12 protein-coding genes are annotated in these 17,116 nt (G+C 61.4%); 2 read left to right on the top strand and 10 right to left on the bottom strand.

What is annotated here, in order from left to right; all coding sequences use genetic code 11:
• Nucleotides 1-109: 109 nt before the first annotated feature.
• Nucleotides 110-1,630 (bottom strand): MFS transporter, encoded by a 1,521-nt coding sequence (locus tag BLR94_RS16630; RefSeq protein WP_084307376.1) that lies wholly within the window; start codon nt 1,628-1,630, stop codon nt 110-112.
• Nucleotides 1,631-1,745: 115 nt separating this feature from the next.
• Here BLR94_RS16630 and BLR94_RS16625 point away from each other — a divergent pair, with 115 nt between their 5' ends.
• Complete coding sequence (locus BLR94_RS16625) at nt 1,746-2,384, top strand: TetR/AcrR family transcriptional regulator (RefSeq protein WP_084307377.1); 639 nt, start codon at nt 1,746-1,748, stop codon at nt 2,382-2,384.
• 2 nt (nt 2,385-2,386) lie between these two features.
• Here the strand turns inward: BLR94_RS16625 and BLR94_RS16620 are convergent, their stop codons facing one another.
• The 5 genes from BLR94_RS16620 to BLR94_RS16600 are packed head-to-tail and all read right to left on the bottom strand — an operon-like array spanning nt 2,387 to nt 8,933.
• The gene (locus BLR94_RS16620) at nt 2,387-3,715 is read right to left on the bottom strand and encodes an LLM class flavin-dependent oxidoreductase (protein WP_084307378.1); all 1,329 of its coding nucleotides are present in this window, start codon (nt 3,713-3,715) and stop codon (nt 2,387-2,389) included.
• The gene (locus BLR94_RS16615) at nt 3,708-4,514 is read right to left on the bottom strand and encodes an ABC transporter ATP-binding protein (protein ID WP_084307379.1); all 807 of its coding nucleotides are present in this window, start codon (nt 4,512-4,514) and stop codon (nt 3,708-3,710) included. The genes BLR94_RS16620 and BLR94_RS16615 overlap by 8 nt, the downstream gene beginning before the upstream one ends.
• Nucleotides 4,511-5,581, bottom strand: a complete 1,071-nt coding sequence (locus BLR94_RS16610; protein ID WP_084307380.1) for a FecCD family ABC transporter permease — start codon at nt 5,579-5,581, stop codon at nt 4,511-4,513. Before BLR94_RS16610 ends, BLR94_RS16615 begins: the two co-directional genes overlap by 4 nt.
• A complete protein-coding gene (locus BLR94_RS16605) occupies nt 5,578-6,735 on the bottom strand; it encodes an ABC transporter substrate-binding protein (protein ID WP_084307401.1) in 1,158 nt (385 codons plus the stop codon). Before BLR94_RS16605 ends, BLR94_RS16610 begins: the two co-directional genes overlap by 4 nt.
• Nucleotides 6,736-6,740: 5 nt before the next feature.
• Nucleotides 6,741-8,933, bottom strand: coding sequence for a TonB-dependent siderophore receptor (locus BLR94_RS16600; protein ID WP_090423727.1), 2,193 nt, complete (start codon nt 8,931-8,933; stop codon nt 6,741-6,743).
• A 194-nt stretch (nt 8,934-9,127) separates the two neighbouring features.
• Here BLR94_RS16600 and BLR94_RS16595 point away from each other — a divergent pair, with 194 nt between their 5' ends.
• Nucleotides 9,128-9,619: an FCD domain-containing protein gene (locus tag BLR94_RS16595; protein ID WP_244158208.1), complete on the top strand. Its 492-nt coding sequence runs from the start codon at nt 9,128-9,130 to the stop codon at nt 9,617-9,619.
• A gap of 262 nt (nt 9,620-9,881) precedes the next feature.
• Here BLR94_RS16595 and BLR94_RS16590 read toward each other — a convergent pair whose 3' ends face one another.
• Genes BLR94_RS16590 through BLR94_RS16575 form a run of 4 tightly spaced genes read right to left on the bottom strand, consistent with a single transcriptional unit; the run spans nt 9,882 to nt 17,111 of the window.
• Nucleotides 9,882-11,342: an FAD/NAD(P)-binding protein gene (locus tag BLR94_RS16590; RefSeq protein WP_084307382.1), complete on the bottom strand. Its 1,461-nt coding sequence runs from the start codon at nt 11,340-11,342 to the stop codon at nt 9,882-9,884.
• Nucleotides 11,343-11,370: 28 nt separating this feature from the next.
• Nucleotides 11,371-12,003, bottom strand: a complete 633-nt coding sequence (gene cysC / locus BLR94_RS16585; protein WP_279615870.1) for an adenylyl-sulfate kinase — start codon at nt 12,001-12,003, stop codon at nt 11,371-11,373.
• Between the two features lie 27 nt (nt 12,004-12,030).
• On the bottom strand, nt 12,031-13,038 hold the full coding sequence (locus tag BLR94_RS16580; RefSeq protein ID WP_167359768.1) for an NAD(P)-dependent alcohol dehydrogenase: 1,008 nt from the start codon (nt 13,036-13,038) through the stop codon (nt 12,031-12,033).
• The gene (locus BLR94_RS16575; protein ID WP_084307384.1) at nt 13,035-17,111 is read right to left on the bottom strand and encodes an SDR family oxidoreductase; all 4,077 of its coding nucleotides are present in this window, start codon (nt 17,109-17,111) and stop codon (nt 13,035-13,037) included. Before BLR94_RS16575 ends, BLR94_RS16580 begins: the two co-directional genes overlap by 4 nt.
• Nucleotides 17,112-17,116 lie beyond the last annotated feature (5 nt).

The raw sequence follows: 17,116 nt of genomic DNA, 5'->3' as shown, positions 1-17,116 counted from the left end.
TGGGCCGCCGTCAGGCCGTTCCACCTGGTGGCATAGGCGGGACGACTTGCCCCTGCTGGGCTTTTGCCTAGCAGGCGCGCTCGTTGAGCGTTAAGTATCCACTACCAGCCTAAGTCGCATTTCTCCTTGGCCTGTAGCGAAAAAGAAGAAGCATTGCAGTGGCACTGGCGAGCCCACAGGCGATCATCGCGACATGGAACCCATGCTCCATCGCCGGCACGTAAAGCGCCGAGATTGCAGCTGAGCTGCTCGATTCAAGGCCGTGAGAGATCACATGGCGTGCGACGTCTGATGTGACAGCCGTGCCTTGGTCATGCGCCATGCTGGCGAGCCTGCGGGCAGCCTCTCTGCTCAAGAGCGCGCCAAGAAAGGCCACGCCAATCGTCATGCCCATCTGGCGCAAGGCGTTCATCGTGGCCGAAGCCGCACCGGCGTGGTCAATCGGCGCGCCAGCCATGACGGCCATGCTCGTGGACGGGACGGCAAGCCCCGCGCCCAGGCCCAGTATCCCGAAGAGTGTGCCAACCAGCCAATAGGGGGTATGTGCGGTGAATACAACCATTGCGGACATCGCCAATGCGGTGAGGCCATAGCCTGCCACCAGCAGCCAACGCACGGCGATCATCGCACTCAGGCGTCCATACAGCAGGGACACGCAGCCGGTGATCACGAACTGCGGCATCATGCGCCAACCGGTTTCAACCGCCGACCAGCCTTGAATCGTCTGCAGATAGATCGAGAAAAAGAACAGGCTGCTGTAATACGAGAAGCCAAGCGCAAAAGACGCGTAATTCACGATGGCGAATGAGCGGTTACGAAACAGTGCCAGTGGCAGCAGCGGTCGTTTTGCGCGCCTTTCCACCACCAGCAACAGAACAAACCCCAGCAGCGAAAGCGGCAGCGCGATCAGTGCTGCGCCCCCGCTCAAACCCTGCTCGCCAACCGCTATCAACCCGTAGGTCAACGCGGCGAGGCAGAAAACGCTGAGCACCTGGCCGGCCAGGTCCAGGGTCGAGTGATCGGGATGCTTGCGCTCCCTGATGCCCCAGACGCCCAACCCGATGGCAACCATGCCGAGAGGCAGGTTGATCAGGAAAATGCTCTGCCACCCCAGGCTGTGGAGCATCAGGCCGCCCAGCAACGGCCCCAGGATAAGCGCCAATGCGCTGAATGCCGACCAGCCACCGATCACGTGGGCGCGTTCCCTGGGATCGGGAAACGCATGACTGAGGATTGGCATCGCGCCCGGGATCAATAGCGCGCCTGCAAGCCCTTGCACCGCTCGCCCCAGGAGCAGCAGATCGAGCGATGCAGCCCCGGCACAGAGCGCAGAGCCGGCGGTAAACAGCACCACACCTGTCAGCCAGGCCCGCTTGTGCCCGTAGCGATCCGCCAGCTGGCCAGATGACAGCATGAAGGCCGACAAGCAGATGGTGTAGGCATTGATGACCCACTGCAGGCCCGCAATGTCGGTGTGCAGCGCTTGTTGCAGGGTCGGCAGCGCGACATTCACGATGCTGATGTCGAGCGTGGCGAGGAACGTGCCCAAGGAGGCTGCGCCCAGGGCCGCGAGGCGGGGAAAGCTACGGCTGTTGCCTGGGTGGGGCGAGGTACGACGCTCAGTATGCATGCCTCATGATATTAACCGACCGACCGTCGGTCAATAAACTTGAGGGTATTTCGGGTGCCTCGGGAGGAGCTGTCCTTTAAACTGGCGCCATTTGCCGGAATTTGCGAACCAGCCGATGAAAGTTAAAGCCCCCGCCAAAGCATTGCCGGCCAAGATTGCTGCCCGTCCCAGGACCAAGCCGGCCGAGGTACGCCTTGACGAATTGATGGCCGCGGCCGAGAGGCTGTTCCTTGCACAAGGGGTCGAGGCCACCACGATCAACGAAATCGTCGAGGCCGCACAGGTTGCCAAAGGCACGTTCTACCACTACTTCGCCTCCAAGAACGAAATGCTCGAAGCGCTTGGCAGGCGCTACACGGAACAGTTCATGCTCAGCCTGGAGAAGGCAATGGCACCGTGTGCGCCGGATGACTGGGCTGAACGGCTGCGCGTGTGGATTCACGCCAATGTCGAAACCTACCTGGCAACCTTTCGCACGCACGATATCGTCTACACCAATCACCACCACCACGATCGAGCCAACCCGGCGAAGAACGCCATCCTCGATCAGCTGCTGGCGATCATCGAAGGTGGCAAGGCGGCCGGTGTGTGGGCGCCGGAACAACCCAGGGTGGTGGCCTTGCTGATCTACTCAGGCGTGCATGGCGCGACCGATGACATCATCGCCACCCAGGCAAAGGATTGCGTCCCCTTTGCACAATCGGTAGCGGACGCTTGCCTGCGCATGTTGTCGCCCGCCGTCACCGCCCGTTGATTTCACTGCGCTCGGTGGCGTGAGTAGCCCGGCCGGGGCGTTTTCAGCCCCAGGTGCTCGCGCAACGTGGCACCGCTGTAGTGTCGCCTGAGCAGCTTTCGCCGTTGCAACTCCGGAACCACTTGCTCAACGAACGCGGTAGCCCCGCCAGGCAGATGGGAGAACATGACGTTGAAGCCATCCGCTGCGCCATTGTCCAACCACAGCTGCATCTGATCCGCGATCATCGCTGCGGTACCGAGCATCTCCAAACCTTGGTAGCCGCACACGCGCCGAGCCAGCGCAAGAATGCTCAACTGCTCTCGTCGTGCCAGTTCGACCAGCCTGTCACGGCCACTCTTGCTGGCGTTGCTCGCAGGCATTGGCGGTAGCGGGCCGTTCCTGTCGTAGTGGGTTATGTCGTGCCCCAAGGCAATCGACAGCGTCGCCAGGCTGCTCTGGTCATCGACCAGGTCGTCCAGCCGCTGCCTTTTCTCCTGCGCGTCCGCGAGGCTGTCCCCCAGCACTACAAAAACCGCAGGGACGATCTTCAAGTCCGCCGTACGCTTGGCTGCAGCGGCCCTGGATTGCATGTCTGCGTAGAAGTGTTGCGCCGAGGGCAGGTCGGTCTGGTAGGTGAAGACCACTTCTGCCGTTTGAGCGGCGATCTGTCGCCCTGCCTCGGATGCGCCGGCCTGTACGATGACCGGGCGAGCCTGGATGGGCCGGGCAACGTTGAGCGGGCCACGGACCGAGAAGCAGGCGCCCTGATGGTCGAGTACGTGCAACTTCTGCGGGTCGAAGTAGAGACCGCTTTGTGCATCCCGGCAAAAGGCATCTTCATCCCAGCTTTCCCATAGCCCATCCATCACGTCGCAGAATTCCCGTGCCCGCAGGTACCGGTCGGCATGGGCCATGTGTTGGTCCTTGCCGAAATTGGCAGCCTCGTTCGGATTGCTGGAAGTCACCAGGTTCCAGCCGCATCGCCCCGCGCTGATCAGGTCAAGCGAGGCCAGCCGGCGCGCCAGCATGTACGGCTCGTTGTAGGTGGTGCTGGCCGTTGCTATCAAGCCGATATGCCGGGTGACCGCCGCCAGGGCGGGAAGCAGGGTCAGGGGGTCGAGCGTAGTAACGCTGTGGCTGCGCATCAGTGATTCGACAGGTGCGTCCCGCAGGGCCAGCGAGTCGGGCAGGAACAGGCCGTCGAAGCAACCTTGCTCCAGGGTTTGCGCGAACCCTTTCATGTGCTCGAAGCTCGACTGGAAGCCTGGTTGTGCACCCGGATAGCGCCAGGCACCGGCATGCACGCTTGGCATCGCAAGCAGGATGAGTTGGCGTTGCGACTCACTCATCAGGTAGCCCTCCGCTCAGCGATTGTCGTGTCGAGCGGTCCACCACCAGAAAGGGTTGCCCCTGCGAGCAGCGCTCCAGTCGCGCCTGCACGCCATACACCGTCTCGAGCAGGGCAGGGGTCAATATCTCGAGCGGCGGGCCGCTCGCATGCACCTTTGCCTGGTGGATCACCACCACATGGTCGGTAAAGCGCAACGCGTGGTTGATGTCATGGATGGCCATCACCACGCACATGGATCGCTCCAGCGCCAACTGGCGCAGCAGGCCAAGCACCTCGAACTGGTTTTGCAGGTCCAGGGCGCTGGTGGGTTCATCCAGCAACAGCACGCGAGGCTGGCGTATCAGCGCCTGGGCAATGGACACCAGCTGGCGTTGCCCTCCACTGAGCGCCGCCAGCTCTCTGTCCGCCAGCGCATTGATCTCCAGGGTTTGCAGCAAGCGGGTGACAGCGTCCATCTCCTGGCCCTCGACCGACCAGCCACTGCCTTGCTTGCTGGCCAGCAGTACCGCTTCGAATACCCTCAGCGAAGAGCCCGCCGAAATGTCCTGTGGCACGTGGGCAGGCCGGTTACGGTGATGCACAGGCCAGGCCTCGACGGCCTTTGCGGCTATCTCCACCGTCCCGCCACCTTGCAGTTCGCCGGCCATTCGGCGCAGCAACGTGGACTTGCCGGCGGCGTTGGAGCCCAGCAGTGCCGTGACACTGCCCGTACGCAATGGGCCGAAGTTGACACCCTGCAGGACCTTGCGCGTACCGAACGCGGCCGATACATCGCGAACACTGAGTAAATCAATCACCGTTGTCGGGTCCGTAGAATCAGTGTGAAGAACAGCGGTACGCCAACCAATGAAGTGACGATACCAATGGGAAGGGTCTGCCCCGCCACCAGGGATTTGCTCAGGACCGAGGCGGCAGACAACATCAATGCCCCGCAAAGGGCGCTGGCCGGCAGCAGGAAGCGTTGGTCTTCGCCAACCAGCATGCGCGCGATATGCGGGCCTACCAGGCCAACGAAGCCGATGGTGCCGACGAACGCAACGCACACCGAGGCCAGCAGGCTGGCGAGCAGGATGCCGCGCAGCCGCAGGCGGGCCACGGGAACACCCAGGCTGGTGGCACGGGCCTCACCCAGGCGCAGGGCGGTCAATGCCCAGGCCTGGCGAGCGAACGTGACGGCCACCGCTACCAACACCACACTCATGATGCCCAGCTTGAGCCAATTGCTTCGCGACAGGCTGCCCATGGTCCAGAACACCACGGCCGACAGCGCCTGATCGGGTGCCACGTACTGCAGGGCTTCGAGCAGCGCTGTGAAGGTGAACACCAGGGTCGTACCCAGCAGCACGATCATCTCGGTGGTGATACCGCGCTTGCGGCTCAAATGGTGGATGAACAGCGCGGTAGCCATCGAGACCAGAAACGCATTGACCGGGATCGCGAAGGCAACCGCCGATGCCGGCAGCACGCTGACGCCCAGGATCAAGCCAAGCGCCGCGCCGAAACTGGCTGCCGCCGACAGGCCCAGGGTAAAGGGGCTCGCCAGGGGGTTGCCGAGCACGGTCTGCATCTGCACGCCTGCCAGCGCCAGGCTGGCGCCGACCACAAGGGCCGTCAGTGCCACCGGTAGGCGGATTTCCCATACGATCACGCGAATCGCCAAGGCCGCATCGTTGTCCCACAACGCGTGCAGTACCTGCAGCGCACTGTAGCGCGCCTGGCCTATCGAAAGATCGAGCAGGAAACACATCACCGTCAGTGCAGCGATACCGATCAGCAAAGTCAGGCGCCGCCTGGCCAGGCGGTGATAGACAAGGCGGCCCTCTGCGAGTGACGCGGTCGGTGAGCGGGTTATCGATTCAGTCATGCACAGGCTCCCTCCAGGCTGAGCCAATAGCCAGGCTGATAGGGAACGGGAAGGAAACGCGCATGCAACTCGCGAAAGGTTGCATCCGGGTCGAGTGAGGCGAACAGCTCGGGGTGCAGCCACTTGGCGACCCGCTGCAGTGCGATGAAGTAATAGGGGTTGTCGTAGAACGGGTGCCAGATGGCGTGGACCTGCCGGGCCTTGATCGCCCGCAGTGTTCGATAGGCCGGCCGACGCATCAGGCGGCCGAGGCGGGCCTGCCCCTCGGCAGGGTCTGCACCAGGCCCCAGGTTGACCCAGTCGCCGGCGGGCGAGTAAAGGGACCAGTTGGCACCCGTGACAATCACTACGTCCGGGTCCGACGCAATCACTTGTTCAGGGTGCAAGGTGCCAAAGGTGCCATGAAGAAAAGAGCTGCCCAGGTTGTCGCCACCCGCGGTTGCCACCAGTTCTCCGAAGTTGCCGTCTCCGTAGGTGAGGCAGCAGTCTTCGTACAGGCCTGCCGCCCGTTCGATCATCACGCTCGGCCTGGAGCGCACCGACTCCAATGGCTGCGTTACCCGTTCGATCTGCTGCTGTCGGAAGGCCAGGAACGCCGCTGCGCGGTCAGGCCGCCCCAGCAACGCCCCGAGTATTTCGATACTGCGAGTAGTGTTGCCGAACATCCGGGTTCGGAAGTCGACAAACACAACGGAAATGCCCACTTGGGCCAGTCGTGCCATCAGGCCAGAGGACTCGGCTGCGGGCCTGGAGCTCAGGTTCATCACGACCACGTCAGGCTCCAGCGAGATTGCCAGCTCGCTGCCGATCGAATCCAGCGTGGTACTGGGAAAGGAAGGGATGCGAGCAATCTCGGGAAACCTGCGCAGGTACGCCTGGTAGCCATCCAGGTCGGCTGCGCGAAAGTTGTCCCCCCAGCCCACGACATCGCTGAAGGGATCGTTCGGGCGCAGCAATGCCACCACGTAGGCCAGGGGGCCATCACCCAGCAAGATACGTCGAACCGGCGTGTCGACGCGCACGCTACGCCCGGCGATGTCCTCGATGACGAGCGAGGATCCACTGGCCGCCGCCGGACCGCAGGTGGCAAATACAACGCCGGCGCTCAGGAGGCCACGCAGCACATCGCGCCGGGAGCTGAGGCTGTTGTGCATGGCGCTCACCACCGGTAGTTCAGGGTTGCGGTGACCGTACGATCCTGCCCGATGAAGCAGTACATCTGCGAACTGCAACTGGCCACGTACTGTTTGTTGGCAAGGTTGCTCACATTGAGCGCGAGCGCCGAACCTTTCCATTCGCCAAGCAGGCGCCCCAGGTCGTAGTTCAGCGCCATATCCACCAGCGTGGCGTCAGGCACCTTGAACGTGTTGGAGGGATCACCATAGGTTTCACCCAAGTAGCGAACCCCGCTGCCCAACTGAAGACCGGCGAGGGGCCCACTGCCAATCAGATAGTCCAGCCACACCGCAGCGCTGTGCTCAGGTGTCTGCACCAGTTGCTTGCCCTGGTAGCGGCTGTCCTTGATCAGCGCATTGTCGAGGTAGGTGTAGCTGGCGATCAGGTTGGTGTTTTCAGCGATTTCGGTTGTGGCCTGAAGGTCCAGGCCACGGGTACGTACCTCTCCAGCCTGGTTGCTGAAGCCAAGGTGGTCGGCATCGCTGGTCTTGACGTTGGTCTGGTTGAGCTGGAAGACCGCGGCACTCATCAACGTCTTCGAGTTATGCGGGTGGTACTTGACGCCCACTTCGGACTGCCTGGACTCCACGGGGATGAACGTATCGCCCTTGTAGTCGGTGCCCAGCAATGGGTCGAAGGAGGTGGAGTAGCTGACATAGGGCGCGATTCCCGCATCGAACTGGTAACTCAGCCCTGCGCGGCCGCTCCACTTCTTGTCGTACTGGCGGGTGGTGCGCGATGTCGCGGAATAGCTGTGGGTCTGGTCATCGGTTTTCGACCAGTCATGTCGCGCGCTGAGCGTCAGGCGCCAGTGGCCGTAGGCAATCTGATCCTGCAGGTACAGCCCTTCTCGGGTGAAGGCTTGCTTGACCCGCCATGGCGCTGCACGGCTTGCTGTGAAGTCGGGGGTGATGTTGGGTCGATAGTTGGAACCGTAAGGATCGAACAGCACAGGACCCACGCTGTACAGGTCGTTCTTTACAGTCCCTTTCGAATAGTCGATCCCGGCCAGGACGGTATGCGTCGTGGCGCCAAGTTCAATGTCGCCGCGCAGGTTGTTGTCCAGGGACAAGGTGTTCACCTGCGCCGATGTCTGCTCGTAGGTGCCCTTGAGCTGCGGCCTGCCATCAACCGCCTGATACCCGTAGACAATGCCCCGCTGCAGGTCCGAGTCGATGTACATGTAGCGGGCATTGCTGGTGAAGGTCCAGCCGTCGGCGAGCTCATGTTCAAACAGCGAGCTCAGCGAATTCTGTCGGCGTGAAGAGCCTTCGAAATTCATGTCGGTGAAGTTTCTGCGACGGTTGATCTGCGGATAAGGGCTGTTGTTCAGCCCCAGTACCGCTGCCGGAAGGCTGTTGTAGTTGGGCAGGTCCGGCTCGCGGGAATGGGTCGCCATCAAGGTCCATGAGGTGCGCTCGTCTGGCAACCAGGTCAACGAAGGCGCCAGGTACAGACGCTCGTGGTGCACGTCTTCGACCTGGCCGTTGCTGTCCAGCCCGCTCGCGGTAAAACGGTAGAGCAGGGTCTGGTCTTGGTTGACCGCCCCAGTGGTGTCGAAGCCGATCTGTTTGCGCTCGAAACTGCCGTACTGGACGTTCAGGTCATGGACTGCCTCGGCCTGAGGTTTACGGCTGACCTGGTTGACGATGCCACCGCCAGTGCCTTGGCCATAGATCGATGCGGAGGGGCCGCGCAGCACTTCGACACGTTCCAGGGTGTAGGGATCGATTTGCGGCAACCAGCTGCCAGCGTTACTGATGATTCTCAGCCCATCCAGGTAGTAGTCCGCATCGACGCCGCGAATTCGCGTCAAATCGATGTAGTCGCCAAACCCGCCAAATTTCTCGCTCGTAGCACCTGCGGTGTAACGCAACGCCGTGCTGGTGCTGGCCGGCCGTTGCAGATCCATCTGCTGACGGGTCACCACCGAGATCGATTGCGGCGTCTCCAGGATCGACGTGTCGGTTTTGGTGCCGACCCGCGAGGCCTCGGCGACATAGCCGTTGACCGCGCCATTGCGCTCCGTTGCCAGGCTATCTCCTGTGACGTTGAGCGCAGGCAGGGTGTAGGCGCCCTGGGAGTCATCCGAACTCGCATCGCCTTGCTGGGCCCCCGGCTGCGCTTGCTCCCCATGGGCGCCACCCGTGCTGATCGCCAGCACGGTCGTCGCCATGACGGTGTAGCGCTGAAAGATAGAGCGCAGCTTGCAGTGTGATGCGCATGAGCTTGAAGCCAGATGGACGGAGCTGGTCATTGCGGCCTTCAGGTCGATGGAAAATGAGCGCGCAACCATAGCCAATGACTGACCGTCGGTCAATATAGAATGATTGTCATTCGACCATTCGTCGAGGGTCGATTGGACTTTCAATGTTTGGGGTAGAAGGGTCTTTGCGGGCTTTTGAATACCGGCGTGATCATGGGCCGATGCTCGCCCCCAGGCAGATGCCTGTAGCCCGTCAACACGACATTCACCGCGCAAGCGCGCAGGCTGCTATGGCAATGAGCACGCCGCGCCTTATCGCCATCGCCGAGGCGGGCAAGAACCCTTATTTCATCAGTTACTACGAGAAACTGCTGGGTGAAGGCCAGCGACTGCTGCACCTGCACTTCGACTACATCATCAGCACGGCCAGCACCACCACGCGCCTGGGCCGTGACCACGATGTGATCATCGATGCCATCGCTGCAGGTAACGCCGATGCCGCTGAACAAGCCGCGCATGAGCACACGATGCTGTTCCAGCGCCGCTTTCTGGCCTACATGCAGCAGAATTTGACAAACGCGGTATCGGTCAAATCGCCTCTGGATGCGGCTCGCGGCGAATCAGATCGGGGGCAGTCCAATGAAAGGCAGAAATGATCAGCTAAACAGCCTGCGCGACGGCGCCTAGAGACTGTCAGGATCCCCAAAAAACATTTTGACTGGGCTCTAGAGCAATACTTTCAGGCAGAAAAATTCCAGATATGCCCCCAGTTTTGCCCCCACTCGCGTGCCGTATATGAGCGTTCACGAATGACGCTCTGACGATATCGAGGTAGCACGGTGGGGTCTTCAATGTACTTTCGCGCAGGGATGGCCGGGAGCCGGACCGCCTCCATGGCAGTTGCCGACAGCGCTACGTTCACCCTGCAGCATGTGGAGTGCTTTTTAGGTCAGTGGCAACACCTGGTTCACCTTGAGGCGTCACGCGCAACCTGGAATCTTGCCCACTGCTAACCGGTAGATCTGTCAGCAGGGTGGCCATGCGCGTGGCTAATTTGAACGAAAAGCGCCGAAGCTCAGGGACGGCGGTGGCTTCCCAATACTGCGCCTTGAGCATGGGCCCCACATAGCTAAGCCAAGGTATCGGTTGATGCTGCTGATCCAACACGCGCAATTGCTCGTCCACAAGTATCCCGAAGCCACTCGGGGCGGCGCTGAGAAGCCCTTGCTCCAGCAAGTGGTTGACCAAGGGGGTATCGACTCGCCGGATGTCAAGGTTGGGGCCGGTGCAATTGATGATGCGGCTGACCTTGAGCGATTCAGTGGCCTGACCGCTGCGCCGTTTAAAGTCCACAATCAAGCTTTTGCCCAGCAGCGCCACATTGCTCAACCTGCCGGCATGAACGGCCAGTTGTCCACTTTCCAGAAGATGTTGAAAATGTTCGAAAGTGGCGGGTGCCAAACGATGACGGTGGACGTCCCACCAAGGTTGCACATGTCGTAGAAATTGTCGCTGCTGCGGGGTATCCATCGCGCCCCAGAGTTTTTGTACCCACGGACGTAAGCTGTCGACCACGGCTCGCCAATCGCCTCCTCGGCGCTGGTGTTCCTTGACCCGCTTGCGCAGTGTCGCCATCAGCTGTCGAGGTGAGCCGCGTCCCAGGTGCACAGGGGCGCAAAGGGGGGCAATGGCCTCCGGTGGGTGGCCCAGGGGCAAGAGCCCGCGCCGAGAGAGTAAATGGATTGGGCCGCGATGGCCTTTTTGAACCAGCTGCAGCGCCAGGTCGACCGCTGTCAAGCCGGAGCCGATCAATAGCACCGCGGTGTCTGGATCGGACGCCAGACATAGGGGAGGACTCCAGGGATCATGCGCGTAGGTCTGCGGATGTAGGGTCTTGTTCAAGTTGCAGCAGTCGGCGGGAGGGAAGTTGCCAAAGGCGAGGACCACATGATCCGCCTCGAGGGTACACCCATCCGACAGCGTGAGCCGGGCGCCGTCGCCGCAGGGTTGCACCTGTATGACCTCCGCGACAATCCGTGACAACTGCACGCCAGGATTTAATCGTTCAGCGCGGTCGAGGACATCGTTCAAGTAGTTGCCATACAGGCTGCGACTGACGTACGAGGTAGACTCGACGTTGAGATGCCGGCTTTTGCAGAACCTCAAAAAGTCTTCGGGATCATCATCCAGCGCACTCATTTTTCCAACGTTGGCGTTCAATAGGTGGAGGGGGCTGTTGGTGCCGTAGGCCAGCCCTCGCGCCATGACCCGCGTACGATTGACCAATATTATGCGCAGTTTGGTACCTGCGCTGCGCAGAATCTGTGCCGCAGCGGCCACACCGCTGAAGCCGGCACCGACGATAACCAGCGTCTTCATAATGGTTGCCCCGTGATGAATGTAACGGTCAGTTCCAGAACCGACGGTTGTGCAGGAATGCTTCGATGGTGTGGGCGGCCTGCTCGACAGAGGTCGTTGCGCTATCGATCAAGATGTCGGGGGATAGAGGCCGTTCATAGGGGGAGTCGATACCGGTGAAATTCTTGATCAGGCCCTTACGCGCCTTGGCATACAACCCTTTTGGGTCACGTCGCTCCAGGACTGCCAGCGGCGCATCAATGAATATTTCGATGAAATCGTCGGGGGCGAAGAGCGCTCTGGCCACGCGACGCTCTTGTTCGAACGGTGAGATCAGGCACACCAAGGTGATCACGCCCGCATCCACCATCAGTCTGCCCACCTCGGCGGTACGCCTGATGTTTTCCTTGCGATCGTCATCGGCAAAGCCCAGGTCGGCGGTCAGGCCCTGACGAAGCCGGTCACCGTCCAACAGGCACGTATGCAATTGATGCTCGTGCAGGTTGGCCTGGACCCGGTTTGCGATGCACGACTTGCCCGCCCCGGACATGCCGGTGAACCACAACAGGAGCGAACGGTGGCCCTTCAAATCGGAATGCTCCTGACGCCCGATCTCGAAGGGGTGGGAGACCAGGTCCGAATGCACCGGGACGGTTGGCGGTAGTGCCAGCGAAGAAGGCATGAGGTATCTCCGTGGAGCTTGTGTGGGTCAGAACTCAACGACGGCGCGATAACGTACTTGGTTGTTGCGCAGCGCATCCAGGGCCTGGTTGATTGCTGTCGCCGGGAAGGTTTCGACCAGGGGCCAGACACGGTGCTCGCTGGCAAACGCCAGCATCTGCAGCATGTCGTGGCGCCCGCCAACGTTGGCGGTGGAAACCATCAGGGTTTTGTAGGTCATCGCCGCGATGTCCAGGGTCACCGGGTTGGGCATGCCTGCAAAGCACAGGGTGCCGCGCGGCCGCAGCAAGGCGATGGCGCTCGCCCAGTCCTGATCGTTGGAGGCCGTCACCAACAGGAAATCCAGGGTGTTTTCCTGGGCTTTCAGCGTGTCCGGGTCCAGGGTGTAGAAGTGGCTAGCACCCAATTCCATGGCTTGGGATTTCTTGTCTTCAGAGCTCGACAGCGCGGTCACGGAGCAGCCGAACTTGGCGGCGAACTGAATGGCCAGGTGACCCAGCCCCCCGATGCCCAGCACGCCGACCCGCATGTCCGGACGAGTGCCACGCAGCAGTGCGGTAAACACCGTCTGTCCCGCACAAAACAATGGCGCCGCCATGGCTGAGGGCATGGCATCGGGGATGGGGAATACGAACCGTGAGTCGCAGGTCAAAAAGTCCGCGAAACCTCCTCGGTGCCCATCGCTGCAGGTAGGCACCCCCTTTGGGCAATGCTGCTCTTCACCCTTCAGGCACCATTCGCACGCGAGGCATGCCCCCTTGTACCAGCCGACACCAACCCGTTGCCCCGCGACGAGCCCCGTTACCGAGGACCCGCTGCGGACTACTTTTCCGACCACCTCATGACCACACACTTGCGGGTATTGAGAGGCTTCTCCCCAGTTTCCTTCGATCAAATGCAGGTCGCTCGTGCAGGCGCCGCAATGGGTGACCCGGATCTCGACTTCATTGGGGCCAGGATCCGGGCGGGGGTACGTAAAGGGCTCCAATGGCGAGCCAGGGCTATGAGCCGCCCATCCGGTGGTAGTCTGTGTCATGGGGTCTCTCCTGTGTACAGGTTGAGTGCCGTGAGGTACTGCTGCGTCCATTCGGCATCGATCACCGGGCATTTCAGCTGCGCGATTTGCAACGGGGCCGGATGGCTGAAGTGTTTGAAGTCTTCGATGATCATTGGAAGGATCAGCAACGTGCGCTGGAGCACTGCGTTGCCGGGTGCCTGGGCTTCGAGTCTGACGCGCCATTGAGCGAGGGGGAGAGCGGTGAACCGGTCCGTCCCCAAGAGTGTCTGGATCCAACTGCAGATCTGTTCCCAGCGGGTGCTCTCTGGGTTGTAAAGGTGGTGGATTGACGTCGAGTGCGTCGTCGATTCGCCGAGGGCACAGTGCACGAAGATCTGTGCGACATGATCCACCGGCGTGAGATTCAGTGACCAGTCGCTTTCCGCCGGCCAGGCCTTGAGAGCAAGACAGCTACGAATCATTAGTCCGACATAGTCGTCGGGGTTGATGCGGTCGCAGGCATTGGCCTGGATGGGGGCGCTGATGTCCCCGCATCTCAGGATGTTCAGATCTATGCCGGTCTGCTCACGGAACCGTATCGCCACGCGTTCGGCAACCAGCTTGGTTCGGTTGTAGCCGGTGGTCGGAACCGTTTCAGGCAAGGTGGAGGCGATGACAACGCCGGCACCGCCCATGGCAGCCAGACGCAGCACTTCCAGGACGCCGCCTACGTTAGTCTCGGCCAGGCGTTCATAACGCTTGAGCCAGTTGACCTCGGCACCGCAATGAATGATGCAGTCGACCTCCGAAGACAATCGACGGTAATCCTCGGGTGACAGGCCTAGCCCGGGCTGGCTCAGGTTCGCAACCACAGCCTCCACTGGCCCAAGATCCGCAACTCGTTGCTGTGCGTGAGCCGTGTCTTCGGCCCGCACCAGGCACAGAATGCGTTCCACCCCCGCTGCCTGTTGCAGGTGGCGCACGATCATCCGTCCCAGGTGCCCCGTGGCCCCTGTAACCAGTATCGTCCGCCGTGCCTCGCGTGGAGGCACATGCGAAACAGGCGCTTTCAGCCTGGACAGGTAAAGCTCGGTTTCGGTTTCGACAGAGAAGGGGACCTCCAGGACGGGCTCGCCTTGAAGCTTACGCGCGATCAGCTGCGTAATGCCCGCCAGGGTAGCGTCGTGGGTGATGTCGGCAACGGATAGATCTAAACGGAAAGTCCGGTTGATCAGGTTTATCAATTCCAACAGCAACAGGCTGCCGCCCATGTCGAGGAAGTCACTGTCGGGGCCCAGAGTCACACCCTGAAGGTTCAGGCAATCGCCCCATAAGGCAGCGACCCGAGATTGCAGCGGCGTGAGTGGCGGTTCCTCATCCGGTAGAGGAACCAGAGGCAATTGCAGCAGTATGTCTGCACCCAGGCGCTTCTGGCTGGCGCCAGCCGGGATCGATGGGGTCAGGAAATAGGCCACCGGAACGCTGAAGGCCGGCAAGTGTTGACTCGCCCATTGCCGCAGCGTGTTGGCATGGGGCGGGTGTTCGGCATCCGCTGGGGCGACAAAGGCCACCAGTTGCAGGTCTAGCCCGTCGCCGCGCGTGGTGACTAAGGCCGTGTGTACTTCGGGATGAGCAACCAGGATGCGTTCCACATCGGTGCTGAATACCTTGAACCCGCGCAATTTCAGATGCGTGCTGCTGCGGCCCAGCAGGTGGATATTTCCGCTTTCGGTGAGTCGCACCCTATCACCGGTGCGCAGCAGCTGCGGGGCCAGGTCCGGCCGGGTCGGCGCCAGCGGGTTGGATACGAATGCCGCCTGGTCGGCCGTATCGTCCTTCAGATAACCCGGCGTGAGTCCCTGGGTGTGCACGTAGAGTTCGCCAGGGCTGCCCAGGCGAACGCACTGTAGTGTCGAGTCCAGCACGCAGGCTTCGGTGCCGGGGGTGAAGTGCAGGCGGCCTTCCGGGCCGACCAGGGCAACGTCCCCGGCTTCGTTTGAGCCATACAGGTCGAGTACCTGGCAGTCGGGCAGGCAATGCCTGAGCTGTTCGCGAATTACGTCAGATAGCGGCTCGCCGCTCAGCCACAGGGTATGCACGTTGGCAAACGCCTGCTGGAATGCCTGTTCGTTTTGCAGCAGGCCTGCCACCAGACTAGGGGTGATCATCAATTGAGAGAGACGACTGTCCTGGATAAAACCTGTGAGGGCGTGGGGATCCAGCACCATGGCGTCCGGAATCAAGCAGGCCACCGCGCCGCTGAAGATGGGGTAGTAGACATAGCCGGTCATCCAGGCATTGAGGCCGATGCGATCACCGCGGCGGATATGCTGACGCCAGAAGGCGAGTGAATCGAGGCGACCGTGTTCGCCAATTGTGACGACCTTTGCCATACCCGTCGTACCGGAGGTCAGCAAGCCATAGGCCACATCACCGAATGGCTGCGGCCGAAGTTCTGGCGCAGCGTCGCAGCGCTCCGGCAGGTGGTCCAGCAGCAGTGTGCGATAACGACCTGCCAGGGATTGGAGAGTAAGCGTATCGCCCACCACGACCACTGGATCGAGTTTCGCCAGTACGTTCGCGGTCGCGTCGGTGCCGTACCACTGCGGGATGTCCAGGTAAGGCCAGCGCAGCAGGCTGCAGGCGGTCATGGTCACCAGCGTGCGCAGGTCTTTGTCCAGGCGGATAGCCACCCACCCGCCGTGCGGGCAACTGTGCAAAAGCCGCTCGGCCAGCGTGCACGCCTGGGCATTCAGATCGCGGGCGCTCAGGCTTCGTTGAGGGCTGGCTGCGACCGTGCTGTCCGGGGCATCGCGCAGCAACTCACGCAGCTGCATGTGCCAGGAGGGCGTTGTTGTGTGGGCTGGGGCGTTGAGGCGCTGGGTCCTGATCTGCTGCTCGAGACTGTGTTGAGCTGCCGCCCGCTGGTACTGGGCAATCCGTGGGCCGACTTGATCCATCGCCGGGTTATCTGGATCGACAATGATCAGCTTGACCTCGGTGTGGCGTGCCTGCGGGCTGTCGGGGCAGATCAGGCACAGCTGGCGATGACTCAGACGGCGCACGAATTCAAGCGATACGGGGTCTCCAGAGGTCGTCAGCGTCACTAGGGGCAGGTCCTGCAACTGCTCGATTTCGCGGATGATTGCGTCGAAATGGCAGGCTGCGGGGCTGCTCCATAGCCAAACGGCATAGTTGCCAGGCAATTGCGCTGCCCATTGCAACGCACGCAGGTGCTGCTGCCTCGTCGATGCCAGCAACAGCACGCGCAGATGTGCCTCCGCCGGTTCATGAAGGCAGGCAAGGTGATCGTTCGTGGCGGGCACGCGTTGCCAGGCGGCTGCCAGATGGAAAAAGTTGTAGAGGGGTTGCTTGTCCCGAGCCGTACATTCGACGGCCTCCGGAAACGTGATTTCGGGATGCGCGACGTGCGCGAAACCGCAAGAGCGCTCGGCATCGTCATGCCAGCCTTGGAAAAATTGCCATTGTTCGACCTTTTCCGGTGCCCAGCTCAACAGGCGAGGCGAAAAGTCGATACCGGCGAAATCACAAAAGCGCGCCAAAGTGCCTCGCGTATCACCCATCAGGTCCTCATCACTGTCCAGGTACAGCACCTGACTGGCATCACACTGTTCGAGCACCCGCTCATGGATACGAGCCAGCTCATCGAAGCCGGATTCATCCGCATCGAAATAGGTGGTGCCACCGCTCTGGCTGACGCGATACAGCGAGCGCATCACATCCCGCGGCTGGCGGATCAGGAACACATGTCTGAATTGCGTCAGCCACGTGCTATCAATCGAGTCGAAGTCGACGAAGTAAGCAATCTCCTTGGAGAATTGCAAGCGGTGCGGTCGTGCTGGACGTTCGCCGAGCAACGCCATCGCCTCGGCGTAACCGGGAATGCCGGGCGGTCCGTTATTGATCCGGCGGGTGCGCTCAATCAGCGCATGTTTTTCCGGAAAATGCCTGGCCAGAAAAGGCTCGGAGAGCCTTTCGTGCAACACCCTGACGTCCGGATGCTGCATCACGGCCCGCTCGAAAGCGGTAGAGCGGCTGCGGGAAACCGCCCACAGAATCACATTGGGCAGGGAATCAGGTGACGTCAGCATAAACA

This window comes from Phytopseudomonas flavescens (assembly GCF_900100535.1).
Classification (GTDB): Bacteria; Pseudomonadota; Gammaproteobacteria; order Pseudomonadales; family Pseudomonadaceae; genus Aquipseudomonas; species Aquipseudomonas flavescens.
The sequence above is the reverse complement of the archived record's forward strand: the minus strand, read 5'-3'. Positions and strand labels throughout refer to the sequence as shown.